The sequence below is a fragment of the Mesorhizobium sp. LNHC221B00 genome (assembly GCF_000502935.1).
Taxonomy (GTDB): domain Bacteria; phylum Pseudomonadota; class Alphaproteobacteria; order Rhizobiales; family Rhizobiaceae; genus Mesorhizobium; species Mesorhizobium opportunistum.
The window spans coordinates 115603-134001 of record NZ_AYWR01000010.1; the positions used below are offsets into that span (position 1 = coordinate 115603).

An 18399-nucleotide genomic window follows, 5' to 3' on the forward strand; every position below is an offset into this window, starting at 1 on the left:
ATGGCTGCTGCCGTCGATTAGTGCATGTCGCTCAAAAGTGGGGACCAGTTTTGGGACAACAGCATGCAAGAGGCATTAAAATAACGCCGAAAGGGCGCAATCCAATCATGTTTTTCAAGCGAGTCGGTCAATCGAAAGCGCCGCAGCGTTCTATGTTCCTGGCGCTTTCGGTGGTTGTTCCATCGCTCTTTCTGTCGGCCTGCATGTCGTCCGAGAAAGACGTCGACCTGTCGACCTATGTCGACCAGACGGAGCCGGCCGATGTTCTCTACAACCAGGGTCTCGCCAATCTGAATGCCGGTCGCCTGGACGAGGCGAGCAAGAAGTTCGACGCTGTCGACCGCCAGCATCCCTATTCGGAATGGGCCCGCAAATCGATGGTGATGGGCGCCTTCGCCGACTATCGCAAAGGCAGCTACGACGAAGCGATCTCGTCGGCCAAGCGCTATCTGGCGCTTTATCCGTCCACCGAGGACGCGCCCTATGCGCAGTACATCATTGGTCTCAGCTACTACCGCCAGATCAAGGACGTGACGCAGGATCAGAAGGAAGCACGCCAGACCTTGCAGACGATGCAGGATCTGGTCACGCGCTGGCCGACTTCGGAATATGTCGACGACGCCAAGGAGAAGATCCGCTTCGCCAACGACCAGCTCGCCGGCAAGGAAATGCAGATCGGCCGCTATTATCTGGAGCGCCGCGAATACATCGCCGCCGTCAAACGCTTCCGCACCGTGGTGGAGAACTATTCCAACACGCGGCATGTCGAGGAAGCACTCGCCCGCCTCACCGAGAGCTATTACGCGATGGGGTTGACCTCGGAGGCCCAGACGGCCGCCGCGGTGCTCGGCACCAACTATCCCGACAGCCCGTGGTACAAGGATTCCTACAAGCTGCTGCAGAGCAACGGGCTTGCGCCGCGCGAGAATGCCGGATCGTGGATATCCAAGGCCGGAAAACTGATCACCGGCGCCTGACCGCCAGGCTTCGGACCGAAGCGCGCGTTTTTGGATTGATCCGACGCTGAAACAAAAAGATAGTGCGGCGCTGCGACTCCAACCGGGTCGCGTGCCGCTTCACAGCGGTTCGGTGGTTTGATTGAAGCGCTGAGCCGTCCTAACTTTTTGTTCTACGCAATTCCCGTGGGAAAACCGCTACGCACTTTCCTGGAATTGCTTGAGGTCCGGGTTCTGATGCTTGCCAGACTATCGATCCGCGATATCGTCCTGATCGAGAAGCTGGATATCGACTTCCAGCCCGGTCTGTCCGTGCTGACTGGCGAAACCGGTGCCGGCAAATCCATCCTGCTCGATGCTTTGTCGCTGGCGCTCGGCGCGCGCGGCGATGCCTCGCTGGTGCGCCATGGCGCGGCGCAAGGCCAGGTCATCGCCGTGTTCGATGTGCCGCGCAACCATCCGGTGCGCGCGCTGCTTGCCGAAAACGCCATCGAGGATGATGGGGACATCATCCTGCGCCGCGTGCAGACGGCGGATGGCCGCACCCGGGTGTTCGTCAACGACCAGCCATCCAGCGTGACCTTGATGCGCGATGTCGGCCACGCGCTGGTCGAGATCCACGGCCAGCACGATGAACGGGCCCTGGTCGATCCCGGTGCCCATCGCGACGTGCTCGATGCTTTCGGCGGCCATCTCGGCGCTGTTCGTTCGACCGGCGAGGCATGGCGGCACTGGCGCGCCTGCGAGCAGGAACTTACGCGCCACCGCGCCAAGGTGGCGGCGGCGGCGCGCGAGGCCGACTATCTGCGCGCGGCGGTCACTGAGCTGACCAAGCTCGATCCCCAGCCCGGCGAGGAAACGGAACTTGCCGAACTGCGCGCCCACATGATGCGCGCCGAGAAAATCGCTTCCGAGATTCATGATGCGCAGGACGTGCTGTCCGGCCCGTCCTCGCCCTTGCCACAACTGGCCAGCCTGCTGAGGCGGCTGCAACGCAAAGCGACGGAGGCGCCCGGCCTGCTCGAGGACGTGGTCAAGTCGCTGGACGAGGCGATGCTGTCGCTCGATGCGGCGCAGTCGGGTGTCGAGGCCGCATTGCGGGCCACCGAATATGATCCGCAACGGCTGGAAAAAGCGGAGGAGCGGCTATTTTCGCTGCGTGCCGCGTCACGCAAGCACAGCGTCGCCGTCGACGACCTGGCACAGTTGCGCGACACGATGGTTGCCGATCTTGCCGATCTCGATGCCGGCGAGGAACGCCTGCACGGACTGGAAAAGCAGGCCGCTGCCGCGTGCGAGGCCTATGACATCGCCGCCGCACAGCTTTCCTCGCTGCGCCACGCGGCGGCGATCGGCCTGGCCAAGGCCGTCATGGCCGAACTGCCGGCGCTGAAGCTCGAGCGCGCCGCCTTCATCGTCGAGATGAAGAGCGAGGCCGAGACCCGCATGGAAGAGGGCATCGACCAGATCGAGTTCTGGGTGCGCACCAACCCCGGCACGCGGCCCGGCCCGATGATGAAGGTCGCTTCCGGCGGCGAGCTGTCGCGCTTCCTGCTGGCGCTGAAGGTGGCGCTGGCCGACCGTGGCTCGGCGCCGACGCTGGTTTTCGACGAAATCGACACCGGCGTGGGCGGCGCCGTGGCGGACGCCATCGGCCAAAGGCTGGCGCGGCTGTCGAAGCGCGTGCAGGTGCTCTCGGTCACTCATGCGCCGCAGGTGGCGGCGCGCGCGGCAACGCATTTCCTGATCTCCAAATCGGGCGGCACCGATCGCGTGGCGACCGGCATTGCCGAGATGGATCGGACGGCGCGGCAGGAAGAGATCGCCCGCATGCTGGCCGGCGCCACGATCACCGATGAGGCGCGCGCCGCCGCCGAGCGGTTGTTGCGCGAAAACACAAACGCGGCATAGGAATATCCGGCGTGATGGATCGAGTCAGGATATGGCTCCATCCTGCTGGTCAGGAATGATCTTTTCCGAAAACCGGTTCCCACTTTTCGGGATCATGTTCTATTGTGACGCGGCATCGTTCGGGGACAAAAAACATGGCCGAAAAACCTGTCGATTCGCTCAGCGAAAGCGAGGCCGAAGCAGAGCTCCAGCGGCTGGCCGAGGAGATCGCCGAGCATGACCGGCGTTATCACACGGAAGACGCGCCAACGATCACGGACGCCGAATATGACGCCCTGAGGCGTCGAAACCTGGCCATCGAGGAGCGCTTTCCCGGCCTGGTACGCGAGGATTCGCCATCGCTCAGGGTAGGGGCCGCGCCAGCGGAAGGCTTCGCCAAGGTGCGCCACGCGGTGCCGATGCTCAGCTTGGCCAAGGCCTATACCGACGAGGACGTAACCGATTTCATCGAGCGCGGCCGGCGGTTCTTCGACCGCGACAAGGACCTCGACATCGCCTTCACCGCCGAACCGAAGATCGACGGGCTGTCGGCATCGCTGCGCTACGAGAAGGGCGTATTCGTGCAAGGCGCCACGCGTGGCAACGGCACCGTGGGTGAGGACATCACCGCCAATCTGAGGACCATCGCCGACATTCCCGCGAAGCTGAAAGGCTCGGGCTGGCCGGAAATCATCGAGATACGCGGCGAGGTCTACATGACCTATGCCGAGTTCGAAGCGCTGAAGGCACGTTCGGCGGCGGCCGGCGGCCAGGACTATGTCAATCCGCGCAACACGGCTGCCGGCTCGCTGCGCCAGAAGGACGCCTCCGTCACCGCCAGCCGAAACCTCAAATTCTTCGCCTATGCCTGGGGCTACACGACGGAAGATCCGGCACCGACCCAATACGGCGCCGTGCAGAAATTCGCGGATTGGGGGTTCAAGATCAGTCCGTTGATGGTGCGGGCGAAATCGGTCGAGGAACTGGTCGCGCATTATCACCGGATCGAGGAGCAGCGCTCCTCGCTGGGCTATGACATCGACGGCGTCGTCTACAAGGTCGACCAGCTGGAATTGCAGCGCCGGTGGGGGTTCGTCACCGGCGAACCGCGCTGGGCTATCGCGCACAAATTCCCCGCCGAACAGGCAATGACGACCGTGCAGAAGATTGACATCCAGGTCGGCCGCACCGGCACGTTGGCGCCGGTGGCGCGTCTGGCACCGGTGACGGTTGGCGGCGTGGTGGTCGAGAACGTCACGCTGCACAATGAGGATTACATCAAGGGTTTCGACAGCAACGGCCAGCCGATCCGCGACGGCATCGACGTGCGCATCGGCGACACGGTGGTGATCCAGCGCGCAGGGGACGTCATTCCGCAGATCGTCAGCGTCGTCATCGACAAGCGCCCGGCCGATGCCACCCCTTACGAGTTCCCGCACAGCTGTCCGGTTTGCGGCTCGCCGGCGACGCGCGAAATCAACGAGAAGACCGGCAAGGAGGATTCGCGGCGACGCTGCACGGGAGAACTGATCTGTGCCGCGCAAGCCGTGGAACGATTGCGCCATTTCGTCTCGCGCGGCGCCTTGGACATCGAAGGCCTTGGCGCGGAAAACATCGATACCTTCTTCAATGCCGGATTGATCAAGACGGCCGCCGATATCTTCACGCTCAGGGATCGCCGGCCAGCCGTCACCAAGGCGCTGGCCGAGCGGCGCGAGGAGCAGGCCAGGCAGCGCGAGGCGGCATCCGGCAAGACGCGCAAGAATGTCCGCAGCGTCGAGGACCGCAACTATGAAGGCCTGGACAAGCTCTTCGCAGCCATCGATTCGCGCCGAGAACCGGAACTCGACCGCTTCATCTTCGCATTGGGCATCCGCCACATCGGCGAGACGACGGCGGCTTTGCTCGCCCGCACCTTCTCGACCATCGAGGAACTGATCCGCGTCGGCAAGGAGACGGCCGCTGCGGAAGATCCGCACACCGTGTTCCCGTCGATCAACGGCATCGGCGACACGGTGATCGACGCGCTGCGCGATTTCTTCGGCAATCAGCGCAATGACGACGTCCTTGAGAAGCTGCTCGAGCAGGTCAAGCCGAAGCCGTACATCGTCACCGTCTCGGCCGACAGCGAGGTCGCCGGCAAGACGATCGTGTTCACCGGCACGCTGGAGAAGATGACCCGCTCCGAAGCCAAGGCGATGGCCGAACGGCTCGGCGCCAAGGTCGCCGGCTCGGTTTCGGCGAAGACCGACCTGCTGGTGGCGGGGCCTGGTGCGGGCTCGAAACTCAAGCTTGCCAGCGAACTCGGCGTCGAGGTCATCGACGAGGACACCTGGCTGCAGCGGGTCGGCAAGTCCTGATGGAAAGCACCTTCAAAGGGTTCGGCCAAAAGGCCATTCCGTTCCTGAAGGCGCTGGATTTCCACCAGAGCCGGGAATGGTTTTTGGAGAACCGCGACCTGTTCGAAACGGAATTGCGCGATCCACTGGGCAATCTCGTCGACACGCTGACGTCGCGTTTTGCGGAGGCGGGGTTGGGTTTGCGCGGCGACCGCAAGAAGTCGCTGTTTCGCATCAATCGCGACGTGCGTTTCGCCAGGGATAAGCGACCCTACAACCGCCACCTGTCGGCAATCCTTTCGCCCGACGGCACCAAGATGGAACAAGGCGTGTTCTACGTGCATATCGGGTTGGAGGGTTGCTTCGCCGGCGTCGCCTGGTGGCAGCCGGAGGCGGCACTGCTGCTGGCGATACGCCGTTCCATCGAGACATGGCCCGAGAGGTTTCGCGCCCTGGTGAAGGCGTTGAACAAGAATGGCCTCGAACTCGATACCGAAGGCGCCATGAAACGCACGCCGCGCGGCTTCGAACACGTCATCGACAAGGACCTTGCCGCGGCCATTCGCAACCGGCATTTCGTCGTTCGCCACGTGATCGATCCGGCCGGCATTCACGGGCCGGAACTGGTCGAGGAGCTCGTCGATTTCACGTTGCGCGCCAAGCCGCTGCTCGATTGGGGCAGGGCGATCGAGGGCAAAACCGAGAGGGATTAAGCGTTACTCGAACGCCGCCACGATCATTTCCGCTGATCGTTTGGCTCAAGCGAATTCGTGTGACAACGCTGGGCACGCCACCTACATACCGCCACTCCTAAAGCGCGTCGCGCTGAAGCGGATTCATGCGACGCGCTTTAGGTCTTTGTTTTTGTGCATGTCGTTCCCCCAAAACCGGGTCACTTTTGGGCGACATGCATTAGTTGTTGTGCATGTCGCAATCCCAAAACCGCTGCGCATTTTTGGGCGACATGCATCAGGAGTGGTTTATGGCGACGGACGTGATTTCGCAGAGCGGCGATCGAAGCGATTTCTGGCAGGGCGTGCGGCTATCCATGCCTGTCGTGGTGGCTTCGGCGCCGTTCGCGGTGCTGTTCGGGGCGCTTGCCGTCGACCAGGGCTTTTCGGTCCTCGAAGCGTTCCTGATGAGCGCGCTGGTTTTTGGCGGCGCCAGCCAAATGGTCGGCATCCAGCTGTTCGGCCAGCACGTCGCGCCGTGGCTGATCGTGCTGTCGATCTTTGCCGTCAATTTCCGTCACGTGCTCTATTCCGCCGGCATCGGCCGGCGCATCGCGCACTGGCCGATCGTCCAACAGGCGCTTGGCTATTTCATCCTCACCGACCCGCAATTCGCCGTGGCCGAGGCGAGGGCGCAATCCGGACAGACGGTCGGTTTTGCCTGGTATCTGGGACTGGGCCTGCCCGTCTACGTGTTCTGGGTGATCGAAAGCGCACTTGGTGCGATGTTCGGCAAGCTGATCCCCGACACGCATGCGCTGGGCATCGATTTCCTGCTGCCGATCTATTTTCTCGGCCTGGTGATGGGCTTCCGCAAGCGGCCGCTGTGGCTGCCGGTGGTGATCGCCAGTGGCGCCGCCTCGATCATCGCCTACAAGACGGTCGGCTCGCCCTGGCACGTCTCGATCGGCGCCATTGCCGGCGTGCTGCTCGCCGTCATCCTGCCGCCGCACCATAGCGGCGTGGAGACAAGGCCATGAGCACGACGTTCTGGATCATCATCGCCGGCGCGATCGCCACCTATCTGACGCGCATCGGCGGGCATCTGGTCATCTCCCGCTTCGACAACATCCATCCGCGCGTCGAGGCCGGGCTCAACGCCGTGCCGGCGGCGGTGCTGACGACACTGGTGGCACCGGAACTGTTGAACGCCGGACCGGCGGAATGGGCGGCATTGGTGGTCACGGCAGTGGTTTCGCTGCGCGGCGGGCTGATGGCGATGTTCTTGACGGGGGCGGCGGTGCTGATCGCGGCGCGGCAGTTTGTGGGGTGATTTTGCCGGTGCGAACGTTTCGAACGTCCGCGCCGCCCTTCATTGTCCTGCCGGGCATTTCTCCCCGTAAACTGGGAGAAAGTAGCTCATCTCAAATCTTGGCGTCGTGCGGCAATGGCGCGGTTGCCTTTTCCAGCCAGGCCAGCGTTTCGCCGTCGAGCATCGGGCCGATCTCGGCCAGTACGCGGGCATGGTAGGCGTCGAGCCAGTGCAGTTCCTCGCGCGTCAGCAGGTCGGACCGCACCAGCCTGAGGTCGATCGGCGCCAGCGTCAGCGTCTCGAAGCCGTGCATGGCGATGTCGCCGCCCTCGATTTCTGCCGCCGGGGTCACCAGGATCAGGTTCTCGATGCGGATGCCGTAGGAGCCTTCCTTGTAGTAGCCGGGTTCGTTGGACAGCATCATGCCTTCGAGCAGCTTCTCCGTCCCGGTGCGGGCGATGCGCTGCGGGCCTTCGTGCACGGCGAGATACGAGCCGACGCCATGTCCGGTGCCATGGGCGAAGTCGCAGCCGTGCTTCCACAGCGCCATGCGGGCGACGGCGTCGATCTCCGAGCCGCGCGTGCCGGCGGGGAAGCGCAGCGTTGAAATGCCGATCATGCCTTTCAGCACCAGCGTGAAGCGTTCGCGCATTTCCTCGGTCGGCTGGCCGATGGGTACGGTGCGGGTGATGTCGGTGGTGCCGTCCTGATATTGCGCGCCGGAATCGAGCAGGAACAGCTCGCCGGCCTTGAGCTTCCGGTTGGTGGCACGCGACACGCGGTAATGCATGATGGCGCCGTTCGGCCCGGCGCCGGAAATGGTGTCGAAGGAGACGTCGCGCAGCGGCATCTGGGTTTCCTCGCCGGTCTGCCGGCGCGTTTCCTCCAGCCGGGTGACGACCGCGATCTCGTCGAGGGAGCCGGGTTTCTGGCGCTCCAGCCAGCACAGCAGTTTCGCCACCGCCGCGCCGTCACGGCGATGCGCGGCGCGCGACCCGTTGATCTCGGCCTGGTTCTTGGTGGCGCGCGGGATGCGGGCCGGGTCGGGCGCGGCAACCACGGTGCCGCCATTGTCCTCGACCAGCATGCGCAGCCTGTCGGCCGCCAGCACCGGGTCGAGCGCGATCTTGGCGCCGCCCTTGGCAAGCGCCACGATGGCGGCTTCGAATTCGTCGGGCTCGTGCAAATCGGCGAGCTGGGTCAGATAGGCGGCGACCTGGCGCGAGAACTTGCGCTTGTCCATGAACAGCTTGTGCGATCCGTCGGCAGCGAGGATGGCGAAGCCAAGCGCCAGCGGCGTGTGCGGCACGTCACCGCCGCGGATGTTGAAGGCCCAGGCGATGGAGGAGGGGTCGGTCAGCACTGCATGAGTGGCGCCGTCCTTGCCGATCGCCGCCGCCAGCCGCGCCAGCTTGTCCTTGGCAAGTTCGCCGGCAAAGCCGATCGGGTGCAACTCGACGGGTGCCACCGGTGCCGCGGGTTGATCCTTCCAGATGATGTCGATCGGGTTCTTGGTCAGCGGCACCAGCACGGCGCCGATCTTGTCGGCAGCGGCCTGCAGCGCCTTGACCTCACCGACCGTGTGCAGCCACGGATCGAAGCCCAGCCGCGCGCCCTTGCCGATATTGTCCTTGAGCCAGACCGGGGGCGGGTTGTCGACCAGGCTTTCGACCGAGAAGATGTCGAGATCGACCTCGCTGCGCACCTGCAGCGTGTAGCGCCCGTCGACAAAGATGAAGGCGCGGTCGCGCAGGACGATGGCGACACCGGCCGAGCCGCTGAAGCCGGTCAGCCATTTCAGCCGCGCCGAGCGATCGGCGACATATTCGCCCTGATGCTCGTCGGCGCGCGGAACGATGAAGCCGTCGAGGCCATTTCCATCCAGCCATTGGCGCAGCAGCGCCACGCGCGGCTTGCCGACTGCCGGGTCGCCCGCGGAATCGAAGGTCTGGAACATGATGGGCCTCCTTGCACGCGCGAGCGTAGCTTATGGCTTGGGAAATCGGAATCGATTTCCAGCGGTGCAAACTGCTACAGCGTCGCCTGGCTGACAACCGAGTGGGCTTGGTCCAGCGCCGTGCGACCCGCGCTCAGTGCTTGAGGTGGATGGTCACCCAGCCTTCGCGGTGCAGCGTGCGCACGTGGCGGAAGTTCTGGCCGACATAGGCCGAGATGACCGCGTCGCGCTGGCGCTCGAGAATGCCTGACAGCACGATCGAGCCGCCAAGCGCGATGTGCCCGGCCATTTGCGGCGCCAGCCGCATCAGCGGCCGCGCCAATATGTTGGCGATGATGAGATCGAAGGGCGCGCGCCTGCCGAAGATCGGATGGTGAAAGCCCGGCGCCGTTACCGTCTCGACGAGAGCCTTGACGTGGTTGAGCCGCGCATTGGCGGCGGCGACCTTAACCGCCACCGGATCGATGTCGGTGGCGAGCACCGGAATATGTGCCAGCTTGGCCACGGCGATCGCCAGAACGGCGCTGCCGGTGCCGAGGTCTAGCGCATTGCGCGGATGTTCGCGCCGCACCACCCGTTCCAGCATTTCGAGGCAGCCCGAGGTGGTGCCGTGGTGGCCGGTGCCGAAGGCGAGGCCGGCCTCGATCTCGATGGCGAGTTCGCCACTGTGGCGCTTCCTGCGGTCATGCGCGCCATGGACGAAGAAACGGCCGGCGCGCACCGGTTTCAATCCTTCCAGCGAACGCGCCACCCAGTCGATGTCGGGCAGCGCCTCGCGCTCGACGGGCTTCGACAGGGTGAGGCCGGCGAGAATGTCCTTCATCCGCGCCTCGATCGCGTCGACGTCACCGTCGGCATAGAGCGAGACTTCGTGGATGTCCTTGTCTTCGTCGACCTCCAGCACCGCGATCGGCAGGCCTTCATCCTCGAAGGCCATCTCAAGGGCCACGAAAATACGCTCCGCCTCGACCTTGCCGGTGGTGAAATGGAGCCGTGTCTGGGTCATCAGGTTAAGTTTCTCTTTGAGCATGTCTTGTCCGAAAAACCGGCTTCCACTTTTCGGGATCAAGCTCTAGCCCTTGGCCGCGAGGCGCTTCAGCTTTTCGACAGCGGTGCTGGCACTTTCGCCATAGGCGATCGTGCCGGCGAAATCGCCCTTGCCGTTGAGCAGCAGCACCGAGGCGGTGTGGTCCATCGTGTAGTCGCCGTCGCCGGTGTCGACCTTCTTCCAGTAGATGCCGAACGACTTGGCCATGGCGTGGACTTTGTCCGGATCGCCGGAGATGCCGATGATGCGGTCGGAGAAATTGCTGACATAGGCATTCATCACCGCCGGCGTGTCGCGCTCGGGATCGACGGAGACGAAATAGGCATGCAGGTTCTTGCCGTCGTCGCCGAGCGTCTTCAGCCAGCCGGCGAGTTCGAACAGCGTGGTCGGGCAGACTTCCGGACAATGGGTGAAGCCGAAGAAGACAACGCTGGGCTGGCCCCGGAACGCGGCCTCGGTGATCGGCGCGCCCTTCTGGTCGACCAGGGTGAAGGGGGCGCCGAACGGTTCGCCGCCATAGTGGCCGCGATACCAGTCGAAAGTCAGCCAGCCGATGCCGGCCGCCATGAGGATGAGAATGCCGACCAGGATAGAACGCATCATCAGAAAAGTCCGTCTGTAACTTTCATCGGGTGCCGGCCGAAGCCACGCTCCCTTGTTCGGCCGACAGTCTTAGCGGTTCGACCGGGTACACGCAAAGATGCCGCGTTGACGCAACCGGCCGTGGCGGCACCCGGCGTTTCGATCGCACCTTGCAATATATTGGTCCTCGCCCCACCTGAGACCGGCAACTCGAACCGCAGGAGGCTCCACTTGCTCGAATTGATTGGGCGCGGACGGATTGGGCGAAAACTGATCGGCGCGTTTGCCGCGTGCGTCGTGCTTGGCACTGGCGCTGCCGTCGCCGAGGAAGTCGGCAAGGTTGGTGTCGACTGGGTCGGCAACGATATCATCGTCGAGGCGATCAAGGATCCGAAGGTGGAAGGCGTGACCTGCCACGTCTCCTATTTCGACCGCAGCATCATCGACCGCCTGCACAAGGGCAACTGGTTCGAGGATCCCTCCGATTCCTCGATCTCCTGCCGCCAGACCGGACCGATCACCATCGGCGACATCGACATGGGCGAGGGCGGCGAGGAGGTTTTCAAGCAAGGCATCAGCCTGATCTGGAAGAAGCAGGTGGTGAACCGCATCTATGACAAGGCCAACGATACGTTGATCTATCTCTCGCATTCGCGTCAGGTGCAGAATGGCTCGGCCAAGATGTCGGTCACGACAGTGCCGCTCTACGGCCAGAACGTGGTGTGGAGCAAAGGCAAGCCGAAATAGATTCGCGCGATTGGCCTGACGGACTGTTCGCGGCTTGCGGGCGTGGTTGCTCTGACGTAAAGCCGCCCTCATGGACCGTTCCCAAGATCTCGTGCTGAAGGACTCCGAGCCGCGCATCCATCCGACCGCGGAATTGAAGGCGTGCAAGCTCGGCCGCTATGCCGCGATCGGCGAACGGGTGGTGCTGCGGGAAGTCAATGTCGGCGACTTCTCCTATTTCGAGCGCCATTCGGAGGCTATCTACACCACCATCGGCAAATTCTGCTCGATCGCCGCCAACAGCCGCATCAACGCGCTGGAGCATCCGATCGAGCGACTGACCCAGCACAAGGTCAGCTATCGGCCGAACGAGTATTTCCGCTGGCTGGGCGTCGACGCCGCCTTCCGCGACCGGCGGCAGTCGAAAGCCGTGACCATCGGCCATGATGTCTGGATCGGCCATGGCGCGGTAATCATGCCCGGCATCACCATCGGCAACGGCGCCGTCGTCGGCGCCAATGCGGTGGTGACCCATGATGTGCCGTCCTACACCATCGTTGCCGGCATGCCGGCGAAGCCGCTCAGGGCACGCTTTTCCGCCGCCGTCGCGGCACGGATCGAGGCTCTTGCCTGGTGGGACTGGCCGGTCGAGAAACTCGCCCGGGCGGTTCCCGACATTCAGGCGATGCCGATCGAGGCGTTCCTCGATCGCTGGGAAAACCAGGCCTTTTAGGCCGGCATCCTGCCGTTGTCTCGAAGTTCCGCGCTCCGTTGAGCGAGGCAATCCGCAGGCTGAGGCGGCGCTGCGAAGCAAGCTGCCATTTTCCGTGCTCTCCGGACTGAAACCCCTTCCGCCATGCGGGGGTGGCGCGGCGGAAGGGGCTGGAGGTAAACCGCCGTGAAGCGGAAGGAACAGGCACTTTTGCCTGCACGGTCACCATGACATTTAACCCGATAAGGCGTGTTTTCCCTCACATGCCCGCTTTGCGTGTATTCAATTGCGCCTGACGCATTTGTCGCCCGGTTGGAACCCGAAACGGCCGCCGGATGTTTCTCATCGCGGCAGCCATCGAGGGATCCGACACATGGAAAAGCATTTCACCAAGATCGCCAACTGGGTCGCCCATGTAACCGGCCTGCCGCTAACATTTTCCGTCTGCTGCCTGATCGTCGTCGTCTGGGCGGTAACCGGACCCTACTTCGGTTTCTCGGACACCTGGCAATTGGTGATCAACACAGGCACGACCATCATCACCTTCCTGATGGTGTTTCTGATCCAGAACACCCAGAACCGTGACGGCGCGGCAATTCAGGCCAAGCTCGACGAACTGATCCGGGTGAGCCGTGCCCACAATCATTTCATTGGCATCGAGCACCTGACGGAGTCCGAGGTCGAGGAAATTCGCGCCAAATGCGAACGGGCGGCACGGCGGCATGACCAGAAGATTGCCGCCACGGCCGGGAAGAAGGCCGTGGCGCAAAAGCGCGGGACGAAGAAGCAGGCCGCTTGACGGGTCAGCCTTTTATGAAGGCCGCGAAAGCATCCTTGTGGTCGGGGTGCCAACGCGACAGGGCCGGGCGGTTTTCGATGATGTCACCGACCGCCCAGGCCATGCGCTTTTCATCCAGCGGGCGCGCCACGTCATTGTCCGGGCACAGGATGTAGAAGTCGCCCCTGACCAGCGATTCCAGCATGAAATCGATGACTTGTTCGCCGGTCCAGACCCCGGCCGGCTTTTCCGTCGCGCCTTCGGTGAGGCCGGTGTAGGTGAAACCGGGGATGAGCAGATGCGCCGACAGGCGTGCGCCAGGCTCGTTGCGCAAGGCGTGCGCCAGGCCCTCGGTGAAGGTCTTCACGCCGGCCTTGGAGACGTTGTAGGCAAGGTTGCCGGGCGGCGTCGTGATGCCTTGCTTGGAGCCGGTGTTGACGATCAGCCCCGGCCTGGCAGACGCCAGCATGCGCGGTGCGAAGGCCTCGACGCCGTGCACGACGCCCCAGAAATTGATGTCGAGGAGCCGCTTCCACTCTTCGCGGTTCTCCCAGGGTTTGCCGGGATTGTCGCCGACGCCGGCGTTGTTCATCAGCAGCGAAACATCGCCAAAGGCGCCGAATGCCCGGTCGGCGAGACGATCGACCTCATCGGCCTTCGAGACGTCGGCGGCGACGGCCAGCACGGCGTCGTCGCCGGCAATGGCGGAGACCGCCCGGGAGGCATCGTCAAGACGCGCGCCACCAATGTCGGCAAGCACGATCTTCATGCCCATCAGCGCAAGCCGCTTTGCCGCTGCCAGACCAATGCCGCTGGCGGCGCCGGTGATGACGGCGGTGTTGCCCGGCGCAAGCGCGGGCAGGGCGGTCTGGATTTCAGCGTCGGGGATCATCGGTGATGGGTTCCTTCTTTCGATGGCGCCGAACTTAGCGCCGCAACGGGCTTGCGCAAGCCTCCGTCAGCGTGTGTTCGGGTTGACCATGCCGGTCGAGGCTGCGCATGCTGCCCTCGGCAAAAGGAGACTTTTGTCGAGGCAAAGGAGACTTTTGCCGGGATCAACGGAGATTTTTCGATTGACGGATTGGATTGCAATTCTGAAGGAACAGACCGCCACCGGCGACCAGATGGGACGCGAGGTGCCGCAGATGCTGGCCAATCCCGATATCAGCGAAGCGCAAGTGAAGACGCTGTTTTCCGCGCTGGAGAAACAAGCCGAGTTCGTCGAGAAACTGCGCATGGCGTTGGAAAAGTTCGGCCATGATTTCTCGATCATCAAGGCGGCGGAGCGGCTGGAGGAGCGCTATGCAGACCTGGCCGCTTCGGTGGCGGAAAAGCTGAAAGCGATGCGCAGATAGAGCAATTCCAGGAAAAGTGTGAAGCGGTTTTCCGTCCGGGATTGCGTCAAACAAAGAGCAATTCCAGGAAAAGTGTGAAGCGGTTTTCCGTCCGGAATTGCGTCAAACAAAGAGCAATCCAGGAAAAGTGTGAAGCGGTTTTCCGTCCGGGATTGCGTCAAACAAAGAGCAATTCCAGGAAGGTCTACTTTTCGATCATCCGCGCGAAACGCGTATCCGGCACCAGCCAGACCAAGGCGACCAGCACATAGAGCGCTACGCCGATCCACTGATTGACGAAAGTCAGCACGACGGCCGCGATATAGACGGCGAGCGAGATCTTTCCCTTGCGATCGTGGCCCAGCGCCTTGGCAAAGGCGGTGTCGTTGCCGTGCAGGCGGTGCAGCGCGGCGGCCAGGATCGTATAGGCAATGGCGCAGAGTGCGAGATCGGCGCCATAGACGGCGACCGGCACCGGCGCAAAGTGATTCTCGCCCATGAAGGCGGTCGTTGCCGGCATCAGCGACAGCCAGAACAGCAGGTTGAGATTGGCCCACAGCACGCGGCCATCGACGCGCTGCACGGTATGGAACATGTTGTGCAGATTGTTCCAGTAGATGCCGACGTTGATGAACGACAGCACGTAGCAGAAGAAGATCGGCCACAATGGCAGCAAGGCGGAAACATCCTCGCCATGCGGCACTTTCAGTTCCAGCACCATGATGGTGATGATGATGGCCACCACGCCGTCGGTGAACGCCTCGACCCTGCCTTTGCCCATGATCCCGCCCCTTGGCCGCAACGAATTGTCGAAAGAAAGTAAATTGTTAGCCTATGTTGCCGGGCCGATAAACGGCGCTTGGGAAATTCCTCAACTATGTCGGTGGAAACCGTGGCACGGCGGCTGGGTCAGTTCCGGCTATCTCTCGCGGGCCCATGTCGTTCGTCCGCCAGTCATCATCGTGCGCCCGCCGCATCGGCCGCCGCACAGGCCGCGCCCCGGCAAATGCAAGATCGCGCCCGGCACGAGGCCGCCGGCCTCGATCCGAACCTTCTTCAGTCGGCGGCTCTCCCGTTGAGGCTCTGGTTTTTTGTTTTGACGCAATTCCCAAGGGAAAGCGCAAATGCGCTTTCCCCGGAAAACCGCTTCACACTTTCCTGGAATTGCTCTCAGCCCACCGTGGTGTCAGGAGCCTGCCAGCCGGCCGGAACGTCGGGAATGAGGACGCGTTAAGATCGCGATCCCGAGGCTGGAAGGGAGGTTGGCCATGACATTTCGCGATTTAGCGCATACGCAAGAAGCGGCTCGTGGCGACGCTCTTGCGATTCCGACTGTCGCCGCGATGATTGCCGTGCTGTTTGCCGGCAGCACGGCACTGACACCGCTCTATATCATCTACAAGCAGCAATTCGGTTTTTCGCAGATCACGCTGACGCTGATCTATGCGGTCTATGTCGTTGGCAATCTCGCCGCCTTGCTGGTGTTTGGCGGCGCATCGGACGTTGTGGGGCGCCGGCCAGCGGCCCTGGCGGCGATGGGCGTCGCCATCGTTAGCGGGCTTGTCTTCCTGTTTGCCGAAAATGTTCTGTCGCTCGACATAGCGCGCATCCTGAGCGGGCTTGGCATAGGCATTGGCGCAGGGACAGGAACCGCGTGGATCGCCGAGCTTCTCCCCAATGCCGACAAGTCNGCTTGGCATAGGCATTGGCGCAGGGACAGGAACCGCGTGGATCGCCGAGCTTCTCCCCAATGCCGACAAGTCGCGCGCCAGCATCATTGCCACCAACACCAATTTCCTCGGCCTCGGATTCGGCGCGCTCGTTTCGGGACTGCTGGCACAATATGAGCCCTGGCCGTTGCGGCTGGTCTTCATCGTCTTTCTGGTGGCACTCGTGGTGGTGACGATCCTGGTCTGGCGCACCCCTGAAACGATCGCGAAGCCGGGTGGCGTCAATCAGATTTCCATGCGGCCGCAGCTCTCCGTTCCGCAGGAGATACGCGCGCGCTTCGTTGCGCCGGCGGTGACCGGCTTCGGCGCGATGGCGCTGGTCGGTTTCTATGCCGCCCTGGCTCCCAGTATTCTGGCGCAGCAGTTGCACGAAACCAACCACGCCGTCGCCGGCGCGCTGTTCTTCGAACTGGCGATCGTCGCCGCGGTCAGCATCGTGGTGCTGAAGCAGGTGCAGAGCAGCAAGGTCATGTTGGCCGCGCTTGCCCTGATGGTCCCCAGCGTCCTGCTGGTGGTGGCGGCACAGATGCTGGCATCGATGGTGCTGATGATCGCGGCCACCGCCTGCTGCGGCGTCGTGGCGGCGCTTGGCTATCGCGGCGGCCTGCAGGTGGTGAACGAGATCGCGCCGGATGATCGTCGCGCCGAAATTGTGTCGAGCTTCTTCGTCTGCTGCTTCGTCGGCAACGCCTTGCCGGTCATCGGAATCGGGATCGTCTCGACCTATGCCAGTCCGATCGCCGCAAGCCTGGCATTCGCCGCCATGATTATCGTATTCGCGGTGGTAGCGCTGGCTTTCGGGCTGAAACATCGGCGCTGAGATGACCAGGGCCCGGCCGAATCTCAGCCGTTTGGCATTTCAGGCGCCATGTTGGCGCGCTGGCGCGGCACCCCAAGTCCGGTGTCAGGCGGCTCGCCGGCAGCCGGCCTGTTCTCGATCATGTGCAAGGTGCGCCAGCCGCCTACGCGGTAGTAAGCCGCGGCCAGCACGAGTGAGGTGATCGAGCCGGCTGGAAAGCTCCACCACAGCGCTTCCTCGCCGAGCACGCCGCGCATGAAATAGGCAAAGCCGGTGCGCACGACCAGCACCGAGATCACCAGGATGATCAGCGGCGGCATCACCGCCCCCGTGGCGCGCACGGTGGCGAACAGCACGATGGTGATGCCGAACAGGACGAACGACCAGGATGCGACACTGTTGATGTGGGCGGCGATGTCGATCGCAGCGCTGTCGCTGCTCAGGAACAGGCTGAGGATCGAGCGGTCGAAGAACCACAGCAGCGCGACGAGGGCGCCGGTCAGGACGAGGTTGAAGCCGACGCCGGAGGCAGCGACCCGGCCGATTCTGTCCCAGCGGCCGGCACCGACATTCTGCGCCGCCATGGAGGAGACCGCGGCACCGATGGCGAGCGCCGGCATCTGGATATAGGTCCACAATTGCGCGGCGATGCCGTAGGCGGCGGCGACCTGCGAACCGTAGGAATTGACGATGCCCATCACCGTCAGTGCCGCCGCCGAGATGACGACCATTTGCAGGCCCATCGGCACGCCCTTGAAGACGACGATGCGCAGCAAGGCAGCGTCTGGCCGCAGCAGGGCGAGGTTGGCGCCGGCCAGGCGCAACGGGTGCTTGCGCGCATAGAGCACGACGAGGATGGCGATGACGCTCACCGTCTGGCCGATCAGTGTGGAGGTCGCCGATCCGGCGATGCCGAGTTCGGGAAACGGCCCGATGCCGCGGATGAGCAGCGGATTGAGGACGATGTCGAGGACGACCGCGAGCGCCATGAAGATGAAGGGCGTACGCGAGTCACCGGCGCCGCGCAGCACGGTCATAACGAAGGACAAAAGGTTCATCATCGGCACGGCGACGAAGATGATGCGCAGGTAGGAACGGGCCAGCGGCAAGGCGTCGGCCGGGGTGCCGAGCGTGTTCAGGATGGCGTCGACCCAGATCCAGCCGCAGACCGCGAAGATGATCGAGACGAGGAAAAAGAAGGTGGCGCTGGTGCCGACGATGCGGCGCGCCTCGGGCAGGTCGCGGGCGCCGACCGACTGCGCCACCAGGATGGTCGCCGCCATGCCGATTCCGAACACGGTGCCGAGGATCAGGAACAGCACCAGATTGGCGTTGGAGGTGGCGGTCAGCGCCGATTCACCGAGGAAACGGCCGACCCAGACGGCATTGATCGAACCGTTGAGCGACTGCAGAACGTTGGAGCCGAGCACCGGCAGGGCGAACAGCAGCAGCGTGCGCGGGATCGGTCCGCTGGTCAGGTCGCCGGTGCGCCGGCGCGTGGGCATTTTTTCGTCCATGTCTGGCAATCCGGCGAAGGCCTGATCTTGAGTCCGATCCGCGATGAT

The 18399-nt window shown here is 63.3% G+C and carries 17 protein-coding genes and 1 pseudogene; 12 read left to right on the forward strand and 6 right to left on the reverse strand.

All coding sequences use genetic code 11. The annotated features are described in order from the left end of the window. The first annotated feature begins 107 nt into the window (after positions 1-107). The 6 genes from X741_RS152140 to X741_RS152115 all read left to right on the forward strand — a co-directional run bounded on the left by X741_RS152140 (position 108) and on the right by X741_RS152115 (position 7189). A complete protein-coding gene (locus tag X741_RS152140) occupies positions 108-977 on the forward strand; it encodes an outer membrane protein assembly factor BamD (protein ID WP_023778046.1) in 870 nt (289 codons plus the stop codon). Positions 978-1193: 216 nt separating this feature from the next. Further along, positions 1194-2867 (forward strand): DNA repair protein RecN, encoded by a 1674-nt coding sequence (gene recN / locus X741_RS152135; protein WP_023778047.1) that lies wholly within the window; start codon positions 1194-1196, stop codon positions 2865-2867. Between the two features lie 134 nt (positions 2868-3001). After that, on the forward strand, positions 3002-5206 hold the full coding sequence (gene ligA, locus X741_RS152130) for an NAD-dependent DNA ligase LigA (protein WP_023778048.1): 2205 nt from the start codon (positions 3002-3004) through the stop codon (positions 5204-5206). After that, positions 5206-5898, forward strand: a complete 693-nt coding sequence (locus tag X741_RS152125) for a TIGR02453 family protein (protein ID WP_023778049.1) — start codon at positions 5206-5208, stop codon at positions 5896-5898. Before ligA ends, X741_RS152125 begins: the two co-directional genes overlap by 1 nt. Before the next feature lie 269 nt (positions 5899-6167). Beyond that, positions 6168-6896 carry an AzlC family ABC transporter permease gene (locus X741_RS152120; RefSeq protein WP_023778050.1) on the forward strand — a complete coding sequence of 243 codons (729 nt, stop codon included), beginning with the start codon at positions 6168-6170 and terminating at the stop codon, positions 6894-6896. Further along, positions 6893-7189, forward strand: coding sequence for an AzlD family protein (locus X741_RS152115; RefSeq protein ID WP_023778051.1), 297 nt, complete (start codon positions 6893-6895; stop codon positions 7187-7189). Before X741_RS152120 ends, X741_RS152115 begins: the two co-directional genes overlap by 4 nt. 91 nt (positions 7190-7280) lie before the next feature. Here X741_RS152115 and X741_RS152110 read toward each other — a convergent pair whose 3' ends face one another. The 3 genes from X741_RS152110 to X741_RS152100 all read right to left on the reverse strand — a co-directional run bounded on the left by X741_RS152110 (position 7281) and on the right by X741_RS152100 (position 10776). After that, a complete protein-coding gene (locus X741_RS152110; protein WP_023778052.1) occupies positions 7281-9125 on the reverse strand; it encodes an aminopeptidase P family protein in 1845 nt (614 codons plus the stop codon). Between the two features lie 133 nt (positions 9126-9258). Continuing rightward, the gene (locus tag X741_RS152105) at positions 9259-10131 is read right to left on the reverse strand and encodes a 50S ribosomal protein L11 methyltransferase (protein ID WP_023778053.1); all 873 of its coding nucleotides are present in this window, start codon (positions 10129-10131) and stop codon (positions 9259-9261) included. A 66-nt stretch (positions 10132-10197) separates the two neighbouring features. Then, a complete protein-coding gene (locus X741_RS152100; RefSeq protein WP_023778054.1) occupies positions 10198-10776 on the reverse strand; it encodes an SCO family protein in 579 nt (192 codons plus the stop codon). Between the two features lie 210 nt (positions 10777-10986). Between X741_RS152100 and X741_RS152095 the strand changes: the two genes are divergently transcribed. The 3 genes from X741_RS152095 (at position 10987) to X741_RS152085 (ending at position 12992) form a co-directional block, all read left to right on the forward strand. Beyond that, positions 10987-11502, forward strand: a complete 516-nt coding sequence (locus tag X741_RS152095; RefSeq protein ID WP_023778055.1) for a CreA family protein — start codon at positions 10987-10989, stop codon at positions 11500-11502. A 70-nt stretch (positions 11503-11572) separates the two neighbouring features. Then, on the forward strand, positions 11573-12214 hold the full coding sequence (locus tag X741_RS152090; protein ID WP_013894689.1) for a DapH/DapD/GlmU-related protein: 642 nt from the start codon (positions 11573-11575) through the stop codon (positions 12212-12214). Between the two features lie 352 nt (positions 12215-12566). Continuing rightward, on the forward strand, positions 12567-12992 hold the full coding sequence (locus X741_RS152085) for a low affinity iron permease family protein (RefSeq protein ID WP_013894690.1): 426 nt from the start codon (positions 12567-12569) through the stop codon (positions 12990-12992). A gap of 4 nt (positions 12993-12996) precedes the next feature. On the opposite strand, the gene X741_RS152080 is transcribed toward X741_RS152085, so the two are convergent. Next, entirely contained in the window at positions 12997-13863 is an 867-nt protein-coding gene (locus X741_RS152080) for an SDR family NAD(P)-dependent oxidoreductase (RefSeq protein ID WP_023778056.1), read from the reverse strand. Positions 13864-14044: 181 nt separating this feature from the next. Here X741_RS152080 and X741_RS152075 point away from each other — a divergent pair, with 181 nt between their 5' ends. Then, positions 14045-14326: a hypothetical protein gene (locus X741_RS152075; RefSeq protein ID WP_023778057.1), complete on the forward strand. Its 282-nt coding sequence runs from the start codon at positions 14045-14047 to the stop codon at positions 14324-14326. Positions 14327-14510: 184 nt separating this feature from the next. Here X741_RS152075 and X741_RS152070 read toward each other — a convergent pair whose 3' ends face one another. Further along, positions 14511-15086, reverse strand: coding sequence for a TMEM175 family protein (locus X741_RS152070; RefSeq protein WP_023778058.1), 576 nt, complete (start codon positions 15084-15086; stop codon positions 14511-14513). Positions 15087-15648: 562 nt separating this feature from the next. Between X741_RS152070 and X741_RS1000000170870 the strand changes: the two are divergent. Both X741_RS1000000170870 and X741_RS1000000170875 read left to right on the forward strand, forming a co-directional pair. After that, a pseudogene (locus X741_RS1000000170870) lies at positions 15649-15921 on the forward strand (MFS transporter); the annotation flags it as partial. A gap of 61 nt (positions 15922-15982) precedes the next feature. Further along, positions 15983-16855, forward strand: coding sequence for an MFS transporter (locus X741_RS1000000170875; protein WP_348625680.1), 873 nt, complete (start codon positions 15983-15985; stop codon positions 16853-16855). Between the two features lie 23 nt (positions 16856-16878). Here X741_RS1000000170875 and X741_RS152065 read toward each other — a convergent pair whose 3' ends face one another. Continuing rightward, complete coding sequence (locus X741_RS152065; RefSeq protein WP_245272706.1) at positions 16879-18339, reverse strand: MATE family efflux transporter; 1461 nt, start codon at positions 18337-18339, stop codon at positions 16879-16881. Positions 18340-18399: the final 60 nt, after the last annotated feature.